Genomic DNA, 17,152 nt, shown 5'->3' with positions numbered 1-17,152 from the left:
GCGGATGTAGAAAAGAGACAGATGAGAGGGAAAGTATGTTTTTAAAAGAGAAGGAAAATTATCTAGGGATAGACTGGAAGGTATTTTACCGCAATGTTTTTGCACTGGTTGTTCCAATGGCGTTGCAAAATTTGATCAACGTAGGAGTGACAGCGGCAGATGTCATTATGCTGGGCAGAGTAGGAGAAAAGGTGCTTTCAGGTGCTTCACTGGCAGGGCAGATACAGTATATTATGACGCTGTTTTTATTCGGGCTTACATCGGGAGCAACTGTATTGACTGCCCAGTATTGGGGAAAGAAAGACAGAAAGGCGATAGAGAAAATTCTGGGTATGACAGTGAAGGCGGCAATTCTTGTGACGGCGTTTTTTACCGTAGCGGCGCTTTCGATACCGGATTTACTGATGCAGATTTTTACAAATGATCCGACTGTCATAGAGCAGGGAGCTATGTATCTGCGTATTGTTGCTTTCTCTTATGTATTGATGGGGATTACACAGGGATATTTGTATGTTATGCGGAGTGTAGAACGGGTAGTTGTTGCAACCGTCGTCTATTTGCTTTCGCTTTTGTGTAATGTTGTGTTAAATTCTATCTTTATTTTTGGCTTGTTGGGATGTCCGGCAATGGGGATAAAAGGTGCGGCGCTTGGAACGCTGTGTGCGAGAGTATTGGAAGTATGTCTTGTGGCAGGGTATGCCAAAATCTTTAACAAAGAGATAAAGCTTAGGGTTACTTATATCTGGCATACCGATAAAACTTTGTTTTCTGATTTTATGAAATATTCGCTTCCAGTGGTGGCAAATGAGATTATGTGGGGGCTTGGAACCGCCGCCAATACCGCTATTTTAGGTCATATGGGCAGTGCGGCGGTGGCGGCGAATTCGGTAGCGCAGGTAGCCAGGCAGCTTGCAACGGTTGTGGCATTTGGGCTTGCCAGTGCAGCGGCGATTTATCTGGGAAAGACAATCGGAGAAAAGAAAATGGAACATGCAAAAGCCTATGCGAGAAGATTCATTCAGCTTAGTGTTCTTATGGGACTTGCGGGGGGAATCTTGATTCTGGCGGCAGCTCCGATTGCAGCAGCGGTGCTGTCACTGACAGCGGCAGCAAAAGAATATCTGAAATTTATGTTTTTTGTGATGTCTTATTTCGTTGTAGGACAGGCTTGGAACACAACAATGGTAGTAGGTATTTTCCGTTCGGGCGGAGATACTCGTTTTGGCCTTGTGCTGGATGTAGGAACAATGTGGGGATGCTCGATATTGATTGGCTTTATTGCAGCATTTGTATTGCATTTTCCTGTTCCGGTTGTGTATATGATTTTGATGAGTGACGAAATTGTGAAATTTCCGATTACATATCTACGGTACAGAAGCTATAAATGGCTGAAAATTGTTACGCGTGAGGAGGCATAAACACAGGTCAACATGGATAAAAAGCGTGTTATTCTTTAGAAAATATGTTATACTGTATACTGCCTTACGTTTACAAGAATCATGCGTGTTCAGGTAAACGTACCCTCTCTTTACAAGGACACACCGTAATACATTCCCTTCGGGAGGGCGGGCTTTGCCCGATAAGGTATAAGAAGAAATGAAAAGAAATCAGAGAGAAGGTATGAAATGATGGCAGAAGAACAAAATAATGGAGGATGTTCAGAGTCTTCGTGCGCGGGATGTGAACATGCGTCTACATGTGAAAGTAAAAAAGAAGATTTCCGTGTACCGGCAAATATGTATACGCAGGTAAAAAAGGTGATTGGGGTTATCAGCGGGAAAGGTGGAGTTGGAAAATCCCTTGTGACAGCGTCTCTGGCGCGTATGATGCGTGAAAAAGGATATACGGTAGGAATCTTGGATGCAGATATTACGGGACCGTCTATTCCCAAAATGTACGGAGTACACAGCATGGCGCGCGGTACTGAAGACGGAATTTTACCATGTATTGCAAAGGACGAGACAAGGATTATGTCTGTAAATCTTTTGATGGAGGATGAGTCTGCCCCAGTAATCTGGAGAGGACCGGTAATTGCAGGAGTGGTAAAGCAGTTCTGGTCAGATGTAATGTGGGGAGATTTGGACTATCTGTTTGTAGATATGCCTCCGGGAACAGGAGATGTGCCATTGACGGTATTTCAATCTCTTCCAGTAGATGGTGTAGTGATTGTCACATCCCCGCAAGATCTGGTACAGATGATTGTAAAGAAGGCATATAATATGGCGAAACAGATGAATATTCCGGTACTTGGAATTGTGGAGAATTACAGTTATATAAAATGTCCAGACTGCGGAAAAGAAATGAAGGTATTTGGAGAGAGCCATATTGATGAAATTGCGTCAGAGCTGGAAATTCCGGTACTCGGAAAGATGCCGCTGGATCCTGCTATCGCAGAGGCAGTGGAGGCTGAAAAGTTTTATGAGGCGCAAAATCCATACCTAAAAGAGATAGAGCTATAAAAATGTAAAGATAAGTCTACACGCTGATGTATAATCTGGAAGGATTTGACACATAATTATCTGTAATAGAGATTATGGAAAAGGAGTAAACATATGAAGGCGTATGTAGATGAAAATTGTATTGGATGTGGTCTATGTACTTCTGTCTGTCCAGAAGTATTTGAGATGGACGAGGAGCAGGTAGCACAAGCTGTCGGTGCTATCAGTGAGGAAATAGAAGAGACAGTAAAAGAAGCTAGAGATAATTGTCCAGTGGAGGCAATTCATACAGAAGAATAGTAAAAGAAAACGGTGAGAAAAAGTGTTGCAGTACTTTTTCTCACCGTTTTCTTTTACTTGCAAACAGAGTCCGATCCGCACGCTTTTTCGCACCCATGCATAACATAAAGAAAAAAGAGGTTTTGCGCATGGCATATGAGAATTACCAGAAAGTAACTGGAACAATCCAAAGCGTTACGAGTGGAAATGATTGCTGCTCCCAAATGGTTTCCGTGATGACAGATACGAATATGGAGACAGTGAATTTTATCATTTCACCAGAGACACAGGTGATCGACAATGTAAGATTGAGGAAGGGAATGAGAGTAGCGGCGTTTTATGATACCAGCCTGCCTGCACCGACAATTTTTCCTCCTCAGTACCAGGCAGAATTGATTACATCCTTAAGGAGAGAGCAGAACGTAATGCTAAATTATTTTGACGAAAATCTGACTGCACAAGACAATGCTTTGAAACTCAATCTTACACCATTTACAAATATTGTGACCGTAAACGGGCAGAGATATACTTGTTTCCCAGAAAACGCAGACTTGCTTGTGTATTATACTACTACGACATTTAGCATTCCACCTCAGACAACACCTCAGAAGATTATTGTACTGTGTTCGTATTAAAATAGAAAAACCAGAATGTCAATTTAGTAGCTGGATTACACAGTCCCTGTCACTTAAAAATTGTGTCTTTTTAAGTAACAGGGACTAAATTGTAAACTATAATAATAAAATAGTTGACAATTAAAGCGGCGTTCGATATAGTTTTAATAAACAAAAGAGAGGAGAAAGATATGGAAGAGAGACATATACAGAGAATATCAACAAAATATATGGTGCTGTGCGCCATGTTTACTGCATTGACGGCAATCGGAGCATTTATTCAGGTTCCAGTCCCTTATATGGATTATTTTACTTTACAGTTTTTCTTTGTTTTGCTGTCAGGAATTGTTTTGGGCGGAAAAAGAGGTGCTGCATCCGTAGGGTGTTATGTGCTTCTTGGGCTGATAGGATTTCCTGTTTTTGCTGCAGGAGGTGGAATTGGATATATTGTCAGACCAAGCTTTGGCTATCTGCTGGGATTCATCGCAGCTGCTTTTGTGACAGGGTGGATATGTGAGAGAACAGATTGTACATACAAACAGTATTTTCTTGCATGCTTGGCAGGATTTACGGTTACTTATACGATAGGGATTTTATATAAATATCTGATTCTAAATTTTTATGCAGATACTCCTGCCACACTTGGAGTTGTACTTTTATCTTGCTTTCCATTGGACATGCCGGGAGATTTTGTGCTCTGCCTTGTTGCAGCAGGAACTGGGATGCGTCTTAAAAGAGCAGTGGGAGGATACTAGAGTATAGTGTACGGTTTGCATTAAAAGATAGAAAAAGAGTAGTACATTAGCTAAAAAAGGAGTGTAAGACAGTGATATATAGAGAAGAACAGATAGAAATTGAGAAAATAAAAGAAAAGATAAAACATGGTGAAAATATCAAAAAACAGGAAGCGTTGGCACTTTATAGGGCACCGCTACTTCCTTTGTGCAAGGCGGCGGATGAACTGCGGGACTATTTTTGCTCCAATAGATTTGATATCTGTACGATTGTCAACGGAAAAAGTGGCAGATGTTCAGAAGATTGTAAATATTGTGCACAGTCTTGCTGGTATCATACAAAGGCGGAGGAATACCCGCTGCTGGATACGGAAGAAATTGTGCGTCAGGCAGTAGAAAATGCAGAAAAAGGAGTGCTTCGGTATTCCATTGTGACATCCGGGAAAAAGCTTTCTGATAGAGAAGTAGACCGTATGTGTGAATCGATCTGTGAAATAAAAAAGCGTACCGATATTTCAGTATGTGTCTCTTTTGGACTTTTGAGTCGGGAACAGTTTTCCAGGCTGAAAGAAGCGGGAGCATCTCGGATACATAATAATCTAGAAACATCAAGACGTTTTTTCCCAAATGTCTGTACAACACATACATTTGACGATAAGGTAAAAGCGATCCAGGCGGCGAAAGAGGCTGGCTTAGATGTATGCAGTGGTGGGATTATGGGGCTTGGAGAGACAGAAGAGGACAGAATTGACATGGCATTTACACTGAAAGAACTGGAAATTTTAAGTGTACCTATTAATATGCTAAATCCGATTCCTGGAACTCCATATGAGACAAATAAAAGGCTTACGGTAGAAGAGATGAGAAGGATTGTGGCAGTGTACCGTTTTATTCTGCCGAAGGCAGCAATACGTCTTGCGGGCGGAAGAGGTCTTTTAGAAGACAAAGGGGAAGGGTGTTTCCGTTCCGGGGCAAATGCGGTTATTTCGGGAGATATGCTCACAACAGCCGGTTACACGGTTGATTCAGATATGGAACGGATAAATAGACTAGGATATAAGGCGGAACGAATATATGGGTAAAGGAGTATTTATTACGGCGACGGGTACAGATGTAGGAAAGACATATATAACAGGTTTGATTGTTAAAAAACTACAGCGTGAGGGACATTTGGCAGGGTATTATAAGGCGGCGCTTTCGGGAGCAGTCAGCGTGAAAAAAAGCGATGCCGGATATGTAAAACAATTTTCGGGGATTACCCAGAGTGATGAAACACTTGTCTCTTATATGTATAAACAAGCAGTATCCCCTCATTTGGCATCGAGACTAGAGAAGAAACCAGTAAGACTTGACAAAGTATATGCGGATTATATGCATGTGAAAAAACAGTGTGAATATGTGACAGTAGAAGGAAGCGGAGGGATTGTCTGTCCAATTCTATGGGAGAAAGACAAGAAAATTCTTTTGGAAGATCTAATCAAGGAGTTTAAACTGCCGGTCGTCCTTGTAGCAGATTCAGGACTTGGAACTATCAATGTAACGACGCTGACAGCAGCATATTTGAAAGACAGAAAAATGGAAGTCAAGGGAATTATAATGAATCATTTTAACGGTAGTGCTATGCACCAGGACAACAGGAGGATGATAGAAGAGCTTACACAGATTCCCGTTGTAGCAACAGTAAAAGAGAAAGAAAAGGAAATCAAAATTGGGACAGAGAAGCTGCTTTCTTTTTTTGCATGATTTAAGTCCTTTGTGGATATGATAACAAAAAAGTCTGAGTTTGTAAGAACAAAGGCAAAGAAAAGCTGTAGAAAAGGAGAGCACAGAGGGTATGATAGAAGGACAGAATAGGAAAATTCCAGAAAAACCAGAAAGGACAGAATTTGAAACAGGGTGCAGCGCTATCGCATGGAAAACAGAAGACGGCAAGCACCTATGGGGACGTAATTACGATTTTAACAAAATTGCACAGGGAAGCAGACTCACATACCTGCCTGAAAAGACGAGATTTTGTACTTGCGAGGAAAAGGACGGAGAGCTTAAGGAGAATGCTGTACAAGAATCGCGGCATGCTGTTTTAGGAGTGGGAACATTACTTTTGAAAGATTCGCCTGTATTATATGAGGGAATAAACGAAAAGGGGTTGATGGGAGGGCAACTGTATTATCGTGAGTTTGCACATTTTGAGAGAGAATATAAAAAAGAAAAAATTCCACTTCAGCCAGTCTTTGCCGTAATGTATTTTTTGGCAGAATGTGCCAGCGTAGAAGAGGTGATACAGCATATAGAGACAAAGGTTGCTTTAATTGGAGAGAGAATTCTGGGCGCTTTGCCTAATGTTCACTGGATTTTTACGGATAAATCTGGCAAGACGGTGATCATTGAGCCAGATAGAGATGGAATAAAGATATATCGCAATACAATGGGAATTTTAACCAATAGTCCGGGATATGAATGGCACCGTACAAATTTGCTGAATTATTCTCAGATAGAAGAAAAGGATAGAGAAACACTTTATATAAATGGAGAGGAGATTAAACAGTGTTTTTCTGGAACAGGAGCGCTGGGGATGCCGGGGGATTGGTCTTCTGTATCGAGATTTGTGAGGCTGGCATTTTTGAAAAAATATTATGTAAAAGGAAGTACGGAGGAAGAGGGGGTTACGAACTTATTTCATATCCTGCAGCATGTGGCATTTCCTCTGGGATTGATAGAAGTAGGCGATCCTGTGGAAGTGACACCGTATGATACGAAAACCACACCCTATGATTATACTGTATATACAGCAGTTATGTGCGCTGAGTCCCTGCGGTATTATTGGATTTCTCATAAAAATATGAGAGTGCAGTATGTAGATATGGAAGAATTGATTAAAGAGAATAAGATACAGCAGTTTGAGCTTGGAGAGGAAATTGATTTTTTGTGTAGGAATAAAAAAGAGTAAAACAGTATCATCTTCCAGAAAGCCTAAGCACAGTACCATTGTACGTTTTCGCATCGAATTTCTTGACGAAGCCGGCTAAGATCTACACTATCAGATTGTATGCTGATTGGAACTGACAGAGAAAATTATTCAAATACTGCAGGGAACTTTGATATTATAAAAAAGCCCTTCTGGAAGCGAGAGCACGCTTTCAACCAGAGGGCTTTCATTGTTCACTATAAGTGTCTCAAAGCAAGCTTCATCATAGCTAGCTGGCCGAAGTTTAACAACACCATAAAATCCTGTGTTACAATCTACTTACTTCCAGCAAGCTTCGTTCTCATCTCGCTGATGTAGAGGGGGAAGCACAGGCACTCTTTCTTCGGTTGGTAAAAGAATATGCTGAAATGGAAGGTGTTACCGAACAGCAAAAGCTGAGAACCCAATGAAGTGGGTACGGCAGATGAATAATATAGCAGTAAAGTTACTGAAGTAGTAAATGCGTGGATAATTCCTATTTCCGTATGATATAAGTGTTCAACATAAAGTTTGGCATAATATAAGAGTTTTATTAACCTGCAATATTTCGAATAAATTCTTCAGGATCATTTCGTATGTAATTTCGCGCTACGGCTGATAATTCTGCGTTTGGTTTTGTCATAGCCTTTAGTTCTCGAACATAGTCTTTTAACATATCTCGAAATTCAGCGGAATGTGTTTCAGCATAGTGTTTCTGCGCATTTTTAATTTTTTGAATTTTCCGCTTACATATTTGTTGGAGCTCAATTCTTTTATCCACCAAAGACGGATAATTCAAATTATATACTCGTTTTGATAAAGTAACGCGCTGTGCATCCCAACAATTCATATCAGTACAAGCAGGATAAACTTTTCCGTCTGTTTCAAATGCAATCAATGATACATCATATTCATCCGTCGGATCAAGTAAGCCACACCATTCAGTGTCAATATTTTGTCCCTGCGCAATCGCTTTTGTGCCCTTTTTCAAAGGAAAATATGAATGCTTACTTGTATTTGGAACCGGTGCGGCTAAACGATAGTTTTTCCAGTCAAATGCCAGCCACCAGTATGCCTCCGTACTGGTAGCTGTTTCAATTCCGCAGTTTTTCTTTAATTCTTTTGGTTGCTTTTTGGGGCGAAAGTGGTCCATATGGTAGTTTGACGCTATATCTTGAGTTTCTGTGTACCAACATTTCCCATGTGATAGTTTAATATAATGTTCTTTTAGTTTTCCCCAATAATCTGCATGCCGATCGATAAAATCATTACGCTGTTCCGGCGGAAGCTGCATCAGTTCTTTTGTAAGTTTTTTTCCCTCAGCAATTAGTTCCGGCGAAGGAGGATTGTTAAATAGATCAATGAAAATCATTTGTTTTCTTCCTCTAATATTTCTTCCAAAATATCATCCATCAGTTTCGTCATTTTCTTTCGATCATCATCTGTAATAGGCTTATCTTGAAACTCTGGCCGAGAATAAAGATGTTCAAGAAATTGTCCATACAGAGGATCTCTCGTAGTTCTCGAAAATCCAAGCTGCTCTAATTCTTGAGCCAATTGAGAAAGTTCTTCATTTTCTTCTGCTGTACGATTCTTTTTATATTGTAATTGTAGTTTTCTATCTAATTTGCTTTGTGTTTCAGCATCAAGCGCTGTAGGCAATCCAAACAGATCACTGGTCAACAGGCCTGCCACCCCCATACCTTTGGGGTCTACTTCCGGTATTCTAACAGTAGTTCCATCAGTTGTACGGTCAAAGATCGTTACCGCTTCTTTCTTTAGTCCGCCAATCACGATTGGATCGTGTGTTGAAATGATGACCTGACTGCTTTCGTTTTGACCGACAACATCTTTGATAAGTGTCAAATAGTCGAATTTCCAGGCAGGGTTCAAGTGGGTATCCGGTTCATCTAATAAAAATAAAGACTCTTTTGACTGAGTAAATTTCAATAAACCTAGTACCATCAAAAGTTGTTGTTCTCCTTCGCTCAGCTCGTTAAATGTGATAATCGTCCCATCTGTTTTCCTGACTTTAATACGAACTTCCTCCATTAGGTCAGAAATATATGTGCTCTCGAGATTTTTGAAAAATTCAACATTGTTCCCGTATTTTTCTGCAAAAGCTTGTAGTTTTTCTTGATCTTTTAAGTAGAGATATGTGACTTCCTTTTTTACGGTTTTTATCCCTTCCTCAAAAGATTCGGTTTCTTTTAAAGGAGCCAAAGCATATTCGTACAGACTGTTGAGAAAATCTCGTACGACTCCACGAGCTCCCCAAAACTCTGCTTTAGAATGGGATTTTCCTTTTACCCACTCTGCTTTTTTTAGCACAAAAAGCACCGATTCGATAGCTTCTATGTCAAAATATTCTTTCAAAAACCTCTGATTTTTCTCTTCAAAAAAAGAGAAGAATGCCAGTAAAACAAAGTTGCTGTGAATCAAACGGGCATAAAACAGCGGGCGGAGCGTCTCGTTATCTCCATTTAACAGTGCATCGTAAAAATTTCTTTGATGTTTGGCAAAATGCTTTTCCAAACGATTACTTGGACCAGAGTAATAGGCAAAAACATGTTCCGGTAAATAGTCCCTACGTTGTTTATAGAATGCTGTTTTGGTGAGTTTTTTATCCTCTACAAGAAACTCTCGTTTACTTTTTGTCGCATCATTTTTTATTTCGACAGTATGGTTGGAACATTTATAAATTATTTCATAAGAAAAATCTTTGGTAACTACTCCGAGATCCAAATCTCGAAAGATGATGACAATCGCCTCTAAAAGATTTGATTTGCCAGCACCGTTGCGGCCAATAAATACAGCAGTCAATTGTGATTCATCTATATCTATTTGAAAATCTTTCAGATTCTTAAAATTTTTAATTTTCAGTTTATCTATTCTCATTTGCGACCTCCAAGTAGGACTCTCCGTTCTCTCTTCTCTCTACCACACTGCCATTATTGACGAGTTCTTTCAATTGTGCATAGAAATCATCAATCGGAAGTCCCGTTTCACTTTTTAGATTTTCAGGAGTTAAGCTCATGCCTCTTGACAGTGTTTCCATTATTGTTTTACGCACAAAAATCACCTTTGCTTTTTTATTAGTAACTTGTTTAGGTTTAACTTTTTCACTTTTTATTGTTTCCCAAAAATTTTGTTTTAATAGCTCAATAGAACTTTCCTCGGCAGGGTCGTTGGTGCCAAGTTCGCCACGAAAAGCACGGGCAAGGATAGATTTTTTGATAAGGTCGATTTGCTCCAGCACTGCTTCAGCGGCGTCTTTGGCCTGCTGTTCTTTAGCGAGGAGGTCGTCAAGGATGCGGACAATTTCGGCTTGTTCGGGAACAGAAGGCAAATTTAAAGGGTAGTTTTCCATAAAAGATTTTGGTACGCGTTGTTGTCCAACTGCTCCAGACATGACAGCTTTTGCTTTGTTGCGAAATGAAGTGTCTCGAACCATATGGTATAAATATCTATTGTAGAGCTTTTCATTACAACGCAGCACGTAAAATTCAGTCGTCCCATATCCAATCCCATTAACCAATTTTCCAATAATGGCAGATTTGCCATTTTCCATACATGGAGTGATTTTGGCGAATACGACATCACCCTCTGAAAAGTTGGTAAAACCGTTCTTTACATCTTTTAGTAATCTGGTCTGAGGTTTTGTGATTTCTCCATATGTTTCAGAAAGAGAAGCCATCGGGAAAAATGATACTTCCAAATCATCAGGCAATCCATTTACATCTATTTTCTTAGGATTTACTTTGCAAACATCCTTTAAAATTGTCTCATTCCAACTTTCCATACCCAAGCCGTGTTCTTTTCTCCACTGAGTGGTGAGTTCGCCAGTGAAGGCTTTGTGTAGGATAGCGGCTTTACGGGTTTCAAAGCTGTCTAGTGCGTCCTGTGTCTTTTGCTTTGCCTCGTCCAGCTTGGCAAATAGGCTTTCTATGCGGTCAACAATCCGCTGTTGTTCAGTATACGGTGACAGCGGAAAGGGGACCTTTTCTAAATCACTCTTTCTTATTGAGGGCACGGTTGTTGCATTAGTATAATTGTAAAGATCAATTCCAAGACTCCAAAAGTATACATATTTTGTTAAGCATGTCCTTGCGTAAAAAGACATGAGATTGTTGTCAATACAGCATGCAACTGGATTTATACTTCTCCTATTTAGACGGATTGCCTCGCCGATTTTCGCAAATATAATAGAGTTTTCAGGAATTAGTACCGCTTTTAATTTGTTTCGTATTTCTTCGCTTACTGTGTTACTGGTATCATATAGAAAGCCATCGGAGTTCGAATATTTTAAACTTCCGACTTTATAAAAGGGAATTTCATATTCAGTTAGACCTTGATACTCGTTTTTAAAAGCACTTCCAGCCTGAAAATTGCCACAAGCACCCCAGTATGCCCAACACCAATTCTCCGGCACCTTGTATGGTCGTTCCGAATCCGGTACCAATGCCGCCTGCAAGCGTTCTTCGGGTGTCAGGTTTTCTTTTTTCTTTCCTTTTGCCATCAGTCCTGCACCTCCAGCGCCCGCAGTTCTTTCACCACGCTCATCAACAGGTCGACCGCTTCTTCCAGATTGGCGGCGGCTTCCGTGGCACTGTCCTCCGGGTTGGGCAGGTCGTTATAATCCAAAACGGAATCGTCACGAATCAGCCCAAGGTCAAGGGTATCACCCTTTTCAGCAATTTGTTCCCTTGTAAATACGCTGAAGCGTTCGTCCTCCACAGCGCGGCGGTCTTTGGCGGTGTAGGCTTTTACAAAATCGGTGAAATGCTCTTTTTTCAGTGGCGTTGTCTTGCCGAAAGAGGGCATATTGGTGCGCAGATCATAGAACCAAACCTCTTTGGTGTTGGCCTTTTCGGTTTTGCCACGGGTGAAGAAAAGCACATTGGTTTTGACTCCCTGCGCATAGAAAATACCAGTGGGCAGTCGCAGAATCGTGTGAAGATTGCAAAAATCCATCAGCTCTCGGCGCACACTCGTTCCGTCGCCGTCGGCAAACAGCACATTATCCGGCAAAACGACGGCACAGCGGGCGTTTCCGTCCGCTTTTAAACTGCGGTAGATCACCTGCAAGAAGTTCAGCTGTTTGTTGGATGTCTGAAACGAAATATCATCACGAGAGGTACGCTCGCCACCTTTTTTGGTTCCGAAGGGCGGGTTAGTCAAGATCACATCAAAACCTTTCAGCCTTTTGGCGCTTGGTGACAGGGAGTCCTCGCAGAAAATATGCGCCGGAACATTGTGCAGGTAGGCGTTCATCAGAGCCAAACGGTGTGCATCGTGTACCAGTTCAACGCCGTAGAAAGAGTCCTGAAAAGCCGCTGTTTCCTGATCGGAAAGAGAGTAAAGGTTCATACCATCAATAGCGTGCTGATAGGCGGAAATCATAAAACCAAATGTACCGCAGGCAGGGTCAAAGCATTTTTCGCCGAGTTTCGGAGAAATCAGATTGGTCATCACATCAATGAGCACACGGGGAGTAAAATACTGTCCTGCGCCGGATTTCTTCTCGTCGGCATTCTTTTGCAGCAAGCCTTCGTAGAGGTCGCCGAGGCCCTCCTGCTTTGCCTCGAACCAGTCCAGTTTGTTGATTTCCAAAATGATTTTCTGTAAGTTTTTCGGTTCTTCAATGCTGGAAACAGCTTTTGCGTAAATATCGCTGATTTTGGGAATACCGATGCTGCCCAGTTCGGAAAGCAGTTTCATATAATAGTTTTTCAGATCAATGCCTTCCAAGGTGGTAAGATGCTCCCAAGAGTAGTCATAAAGCAGCGGCTTTATGGATTCCTTTTCTTCTTCGGGCAGCTGTTCAACTGCTTTGCCTTTTTTGCGGGCATACTGCTCCAAAGAATTCTGATATGACTTCAACACATCGGCTTTCAGGGTGTTTTCTTCGCCGGTTTCATTCAGCATTTTCAGGAAAAGAATATAGGTGAGCTCCGTAACATACTGGTGATAGGTAATACCGTCGTCACGCAGAACATTGCAGAGATTCCATAGTTTTTGAACAATATCGATGGTACTCATTATGCGGCTCCTTCATAAATATAAGTGTTGATTTCACGAATGATTTCCATGAGTATTCCGCCGAATTTTTTGTTGAATCGGACAAAACCGCCTTCCATTTTAAATACCGGGGCTTCAAAGGTTTCCGTATTCAAAATACTTTCGTGCAGCATATAGGTTTTGATTTTTTCCAAAAGGTCAAGCTGCATTTTGTTGAAACGATGTGCGGCATTCAGTTTGTCAAAAGCAGCCACAATACGCTCCTCGTGGTTAAACAGCGGCGTTTTCAGCACAGCTTTACGAACATGGGCGATAATATCCGCCACAATATGTGCATTGGTAACGGCGCTGGCGGCTTCGTTCAGGCTGGTTTCCGTGAAATTTTCATTATCCAAAGCGAGTTTCAATTCTCTGAGCTGTGCTCTAGTCATATCACTGGGTTTGGTGCAGGCGATTCGGATTGCTTCAATCTTGTCTTTGTTTTCATTGATATATTTCGTAAAAGCGTCCAGATAATCTTCCGGCTTTTTCGTGTTGCCATATCCACGGGTAGTTTTCTTCAAGATGTCTGCTTTTTCAGAATAGAAGTAACCTTTTTTCTTACCCTTGAGCGAATCTACCCAAAGTAAAAAGTCTCTATCTTTTTTGCAGATCTCGATAAACTTATCTTGTGTGCAGGATTTCAGTTTGTGTGCATAGGTTTTCAAGTCAATACCGCCTAATCTCTCAGAAATATCGTATTTCTGCGCCGGTGTAAGAGCATAGCTTTTGCGCTGAAGTCTTGCAAGAATACGATCTTTGATCTGCTGTTTATTTTCTTCACTGTTGCGGAACAGATCTTCGAGCAGTTCCGGCATTGTTTTCTTTACAGAAACAGATTTCATTCCGGAAGTGGAATCTAAATCCTCATATACACGCACGGCATCGAAAATATTGAAATGCGTTTTGCCGATTTCAGGACACAAACGTGTGGCACGACCGAGCATCTGTTCAAATAGAATACGGCTGTTGATCTTTCGCATAAATACAAGGTTGCAGATAGCCGGAACATCAATGCCGGTTGTCAGTAAATCAACGGTAACGGCAATGTTGGGATACTGATTGTTTTTGAACTGTTTGATTACCTGCAAAATTTTCTTTTTATTGCCGCCGGCGGTTTTACCGGTAATTTTCATAATCGCATCATTGGAAACACCGTAGGGCTTATAAATATCACGAAGAGTATCGACAATACGATCAGCGTGGTTATCATTTACAGCAAAAATTAATGTCTTTTCGTCGCTTTCGGGATTTATGTAATTGGATATTTCCTCTAAAACCTTGCGTGTATGGTCGGGGAGGACAATTTTTCTATTGAATTCCGAAACGTCAAAATCCATCTCGTCCTGTAATTGAGAGCCGTTAATCAGCTCATTTGTGTTGGGGTCATACTGTGCAAGCGTTTCGCCCTTTTTGAATCTCGCTTTGTTTTCAATAAAATCTGTATTAATGATATAAGGCGGGTCGTTATCGACAAGCCAGCCGTCGATAACAGCTTCACGATAGCTGTATGTAAAAATCGGCTCACCGAAAATTTCAGTGGTGTGTAGGGCAGGGGTAGCGGTTAAAGCTACTTTCACCGCATCAAAATACTCAATAACCTGCTTGTATTTGCTCATATAATCAGCCTGATTATCGTAGAGAATTTCTTCTTCTGTCATTTCCCTGTCGAGAATATATCCTCTGTGTGCCTCATCTACGATAATCAAATCAAAAGCACCCGGCATTAAATCAGGTGTTTCAGATAGAATAGTTCGTTTTAACAGTCCCTGTACAGTAGAAACACTGACTTTAGTTTCCAGATTGATTTCATTGTCATTAATATTTTTAATTTCATAAATTTCATCCAAAGTCATTAAAGCTTTCAGCTTGACATCTTTAAAGGTATCCATTGCCTGCTCTCCGAGGGATACACGGTCAACAAGGAAGAGGATTCTCTTAAAGCGTTTGGATTCAAGCATTTTATAAATCAGACCAAGCACGGTGCGGGTTTTACCGGTACCTGTTGCCATTGCAAGCAAAGCGGTACGTTTTCCGCTGATAATTGCTTCGGTTGTTTTATTGATCGCTTTGATCTGATAATCACGCAGACTCAAACCGGTAGAGTCTTCCATAAAAGAATCGTTATAAGTTGCCAAGTTTTCATTTGCCTTATCAATATTCTGACTCAATTTTTCTTCCAGATCGCTGGGGCTGAACCAATTTCGGATTGGATAGGATTGATTGGACGATTTTCGTGCGTCTAAAAACCATATGCCGGATTTTGTCCGAAGCTGTTCCAAAAAAGCTCTGCCGTTTGAGGCGAATAGGAAAGGCACTTGATAGTCATCCCAAGAATTTATAATATACTTTGCATGTTCTTTTTTGATGTGTGTTGCATAGTCTTTTACCTGCACATCAATGGTGGAGGCAACATCTTCCGAAACCTTTTTCGCATCCATTAAAGCGACAAGTTTTTCTCCAATGAAGAAGGCATAATCTGCATATCCATTTTTGCAAAAAGCAGAGTTGGTAGGCCATTCGCTGATAACAATATTTCTGCCTTTCACAGGACGAGTACCTTTACTGTAACGCAGATTGGTGGTATCTGCTTCCCAGCCTGCTTTACGAAGCTGTTCATCTATCAGACAGCGTGTCTGTGCCTCATTCCACTGCATCATAGAAGAAACCGTCTCGGCTCGCTTTGCACGCTCTTTCTGCGTTGTACCCGAAACCGCTGTTGTTACCTGCGCAAGTTTTTTCAACAGTTCGGCAATCTTTTTTTCCTGATCTTCTATGATGGATTTTAAATCTGCCTGATGTACTTTTTCGGGCATGACAAAATCTTCAGCAATATATCCCCAGTCACCGTAGATCTCCATAAACCAAACCGCTAAATTATATGTTATAGAAAGAAGTGTTTTCGCTTCGTCTACAGAATCTGTTCCCGCATGTACTGCGGAGTTTCGGGTTTTGCGAAGTACATAGAGAGTATTATCGATCTCATGAGGGAGAAGACCGGCACGCTTCAGCAAACGAATACGATTAGCGTGGGTATTATCTATTTGCGGCTCATCTATATGCTCAAATACCAATATCTCCTGAACAAGCCGTTCTGCAAACATTCCAAGTTTATAGATACAAGCATTAGGATCTGAATATAAATAGTTTTCGGCATTAGCGCCTAATTGTGCCAGCACAGGCCAATATCTGTTTAGAAATTCAAAGTTAGATTTCATAAAGCCTAATCCTCCTATTTTCTATACAACTCATCCAAAGTCTTACCGTCTTTATTTTTCCACTCAACCCATCCGTTTGTTGAACCGCCGAGAACAAAATCACTGGCTCCGCTGGGCGTTTTAAAATCTAATGTTACTTTCAAAATATATTTACCGTCAACATCCACGATAGATTGTTGGGATAGAAGTTCTGCCCTTTGACGATTATATCTTTGTAAACGCGCAGGTTTCTCTATGTTTATTTGTGAATCTTCCAGCACTTCAAATTTTTCACCGTCATATATCCCGAAAGCTGTAATTCCGTTACGGGTAGTATGTAGAATATCCACTTCGTTTATAGTACTTTTAGCATCATTCATCTTATAGCCCTGTGTTGCCATAATAAACTGGATTTCATCGTAGATTTCCTCGACTGCCGCAAGATCATACTCGTCAATCTCATATTTAGGTACAACATTATTTTCAACCTTATACCGTTTGGATTTCTGTGCTTTTATGATTGCAAATTTTTCAAGACCACTGATCATATCCAGTGTAAAGGTTTTACTTTCGGCAAGAAACATTATTGCCTTATTCCAAAAATCTTTGGAACGATTATGGTCGTCCAGTCGAGCAATACCATTCCGAGTTTGCCCAATATAAAGCTGAACAATTTTGTTTCCGTCATCTTCGTTAATGAGATAGTATATTCCCGGACGGTTGATACCAGAGATATTTTTGGCTTCTGATAGTAGCGGTCTTGGAATGACATAGGTTGTCATAGTGGAAAGATTCCGACGAATGGAACGAATGCCGTCCGGTTGTCCATTGTGATAGATCATTTCAAGTTTTTTACTAATTGCCATAGTCATTCTCTCCAATCTTT

At 40.9% G+C, this 17,152-nt stretch carries 15 protein-coding genes; 9 read left to right on the top strand and 6 right to left on the bottom strand.

Features of this window, described 5'->3' with window-relative positions; all coding sequences use genetic code 11:
• The first annotated feature begins 35 nt into the window (after positions 1 to 35).
• The 9 genes from ACZ5C4_RS11645 to ACZ5C4_RS11605 all read left to right on the top strand — a co-directional run bounded on the left by ACZ5C4_RS11645 (position 36) and on the right by ACZ5C4_RS11605 (position 7,440).
• A complete protein-coding gene (locus ACZ5C4_RS11645) occupies positions 36 to 1,418 on the top strand; it encodes an MATE family efflux transporter (RefSeq protein ID WP_464521132.1) in 1,383 nt (460 codons plus the stop codon).
• Positions 1,419 to 1,628: 210 nt separating this feature from the next.
• Positions 1,629 to 2,459 carry a P-loop NTPase gene (locus tag ACZ5C4_RS11640; protein WP_464522342.1) on the top strand — a complete coding sequence of 277 codons (831 nt, stop codon included), beginning with the start codon at positions 1,629 to 1,631 and terminating at the stop codon, positions 2,457 to 2,459.
• Positions 2,460 to 2,552: 93 nt separating this feature from the next.
• Positions 2,553 to 2,738: a ferredoxin gene (locus tag ACZ5C4_RS11635; protein ID WP_186874156.1), complete on the top strand. Its 186-nt coding sequence runs from the start codon at positions 2,553 to 2,555 to the stop codon at positions 2,736 to 2,738.
• Positions 2,739 to 2,866: 128 nt separating this feature from the next.
• Positions 2,867 to 3,352 carry a hypothetical protein gene (locus ACZ5C4_RS11630; RefSeq protein ID WP_464521131.1) on the top strand — a complete coding sequence of 162 codons (486 nt, stop codon included), beginning with the start codon at positions 2,867 to 2,869 and terminating at the stop codon, positions 3,350 to 3,352.
• A gap of 170 nt (positions 3,353 to 3,522) precedes the next feature.
• Positions 3,523 to 4,086, top strand: coding sequence for a biotin transporter BioY (locus tag ACZ5C4_RS11625; RefSeq protein WP_464521130.1), 564 nt, complete (start codon positions 3,523 to 3,525; stop codon positions 4,084 to 4,086).
• A gap of 71 nt (positions 4,087 to 4,157) precedes the next feature.
• Entirely contained in the window at positions 4,158 to 5,147 is a 990-nt protein-coding gene (gene bioB / locus ACZ5C4_RS11620) for a biotin synthase BioB (protein ID WP_464521129.1), read from the top strand.
• Positions 5,140 to 5,808: a dethiobiotin synthase gene (gene bioD, locus ACZ5C4_RS11615; protein WP_464521128.1), complete on the top strand. Its 669-nt coding sequence runs from the start codon at positions 5,140 to 5,142 to the stop codon at positions 5,806 to 5,808. Before bioB ends, bioD begins: the two co-directional genes overlap by 8 nt.
• A 91-nt stretch (positions 5,809 to 5,899) precedes the next feature.
• Positions 5,900 to 7,012 (top strand): linear amide C-N hydrolase, encoded by a 1,113-nt coding sequence (locus tag ACZ5C4_RS11610; protein WP_464521127.1) that lies wholly within the window; start codon positions 5,900 to 5,902, stop codon positions 7,010 to 7,012.
• A gap of 278 nt (positions 7,013 to 7,290) precedes the next feature.
• On the top strand, positions 7,291 to 7,440 hold the full coding sequence (locus tag ACZ5C4_RS11605) for a TnpV protein (RefSeq protein ID WP_464522341.1): 150 nt from the start codon (positions 7,291 to 7,293) through the stop codon (positions 7,438 to 7,440).
• A gap of 122 nt (positions 7,441 to 7,562) precedes the next feature.
• On the opposite strand, the gene ACZ5C4_RS11600 is transcribed toward ACZ5C4_RS11605, so the two are convergent.
• From ACZ5C4_RS11600 to ACZ5C4_RS11575, 6 genes are read right to left on the bottom strand one after another with little or no spacing between them, the layout of a single operon-like run.
• Positions 7,563 to 8,381, bottom strand: a complete 819-nt coding sequence (locus tag ACZ5C4_RS11600; RefSeq protein ID WP_464521126.1) for an HNH endonuclease family protein — start codon at positions 8,379 to 8,381, stop codon at positions 7,563 to 7,565.
• Positions 8,378 to 9,907, bottom strand: coding sequence for an AAA family ATPase (locus ACZ5C4_RS11595; protein ID WP_464521125.1), 1,530 nt, complete (start codon positions 9,905 to 9,907; stop codon positions 8,378 to 8,380). Before ACZ5C4_RS11595 ends, ACZ5C4_RS11600 begins: the two co-directional genes overlap by 4 nt.
• Positions 9,894 to 11,528 (bottom strand): restriction endonuclease subunit S, encoded by a 1,635-nt coding sequence (locus ACZ5C4_RS11590; protein ID WP_464521124.1) that lies wholly within the window; start codon positions 11,526 to 11,528, stop codon positions 9,894 to 9,896. Before ACZ5C4_RS11590 ends, ACZ5C4_RS11595 begins: the two co-directional genes overlap by 14 nt.
• Positions 11,528 to 13,051: a class I SAM-dependent DNA methyltransferase gene (locus ACZ5C4_RS11585; RefSeq protein ID WP_464521123.1), complete on the bottom strand. Its 1,524-nt coding sequence runs from the start codon at positions 13,049 to 13,051 to the stop codon at positions 11,528 to 11,530. Before ACZ5C4_RS11585 ends, ACZ5C4_RS11590 begins: the two co-directional genes overlap by 1 nt.
• Positions 13,051 to 16,287 carry a type I restriction-modification system endonuclease gene (hsdR, locus tag ACZ5C4_RS11580; RefSeq protein ID WP_464521122.1) on the bottom strand — a complete coding sequence of 1,079 codons (3,237 nt, stop codon included), beginning with the start codon at positions 16,285 to 16,287 and terminating at the stop codon, positions 13,051 to 13,053. Before hsdR ends, ACZ5C4_RS11585 begins: the two co-directional genes overlap by 1 nt.
• 14 nt (positions 16,288 to 16,301) lie before the next feature.
• Positions 16,302 to 17,132, bottom strand: a complete 831-nt coding sequence (locus ACZ5C4_RS11575) for a GIY-YIG nuclease family protein (RefSeq protein WP_464521121.1) — start codon at positions 17,130 to 17,132, stop codon at positions 16,302 to 16,304.
• Positions 17,133 to 17,152 lie beyond the last annotated feature (20 nt).

It is taken from the genome of Mediterraneibacter flintii, assembly GCF_055387595.1.
Note: the sequence above shows the minus strand (reverse complement) of the source record. Positions and strands in the feature narration are given on the sequence as shown.

Excerpts from the sequence above, each read along its gene's own strand:
- ACZ5C4_RS11645 (WP_464521132.1), top strand. The coding sequence starts at position 36 with ATGTTTTTAAAAGAGAAGGAAAATTATCTAGGGATAGACTGGAAGGTA.
- ACZ5C4_RS11640 (WP_464522342.1), top strand. The coding sequence starts at position 1,629 with ATGGCAGAAGAACAAAATAATGGAGGATGTTCAGAGTCTTCGTGCGCG.
- ACZ5C4_RS11635 (WP_186874156.1), top strand. The coding sequence starts at position 2,553 with ATGAAGGCGTATGTAGATGAAAATTGTATTGGATGTGGTCTATGTACT.
- ACZ5C4_RS11630 (WP_464521131.1), top strand. The coding sequence starts at position 2,867 with ATGGCATATGAGAATTACCAGAAAGTAACTGGAACAATCCAAAGCGTT.
- ACZ5C4_RS11625 (WP_464521130.1), top strand. The coding sequence starts at position 3,523 with ATGGAAGAGAGACATATACAGAGAATATCAACAAAATATATGGTGCTG.
- bioD (WP_464521128.1), top strand. The coding sequence starts at position 5,140 with ATGGGTAAAGGAGTATTTATTACGGCGACGGGTACAGATGTAGGAAAG.
- ACZ5C4_RS11610 (WP_464521127.1), top strand. The coding sequence starts at position 5,900 with ATGATAGAAGGACAGAATAGGAAAATTCCAGAAAAACCAGAAAGGACA.
- ACZ5C4_RS11600 (WP_464521126.1), bottom strand. The coding sequence starts at position 8,381 with ATGATTTTCATTGATCTATTTAACAATCCTCCTTCGCCGGAACTAATT.
- ACZ5C4_RS11595 (WP_464521125.1), bottom strand. The coding sequence starts at position 9,907 with ATGAGAATAGATAAACTGAAAATTAAAAATTTTAAGAATCTGAAAGAT.
- ACZ5C4_RS11590 (WP_464521124.1), bottom strand. The coding sequence starts at position 11,528 with ATGGCAAAAGGAAAGAAAAAAGAAAACCTGACACCCGAAGAACGCTTG.
- ACZ5C4_RS11585 (WP_464521123.1), bottom strand. The coding sequence starts at position 13,051 with ATGAGTACCATCGATATTGTTCAAAAACTATGGAATCTCTGCAATGTT.
- hsdR (WP_464521122.1), bottom strand. The coding sequence starts at position 16,287 with ATGAAATCTAACTTTGAATTTCTAAACAGATATTGGCCTGTGCTGGCA.
- ACZ5C4_RS11575 (WP_464521121.1), bottom strand. The coding sequence starts at position 17,132 with ATGGCAATTAGTAAAAAACTTGAAATGATCTATCACAATGGACAACCG.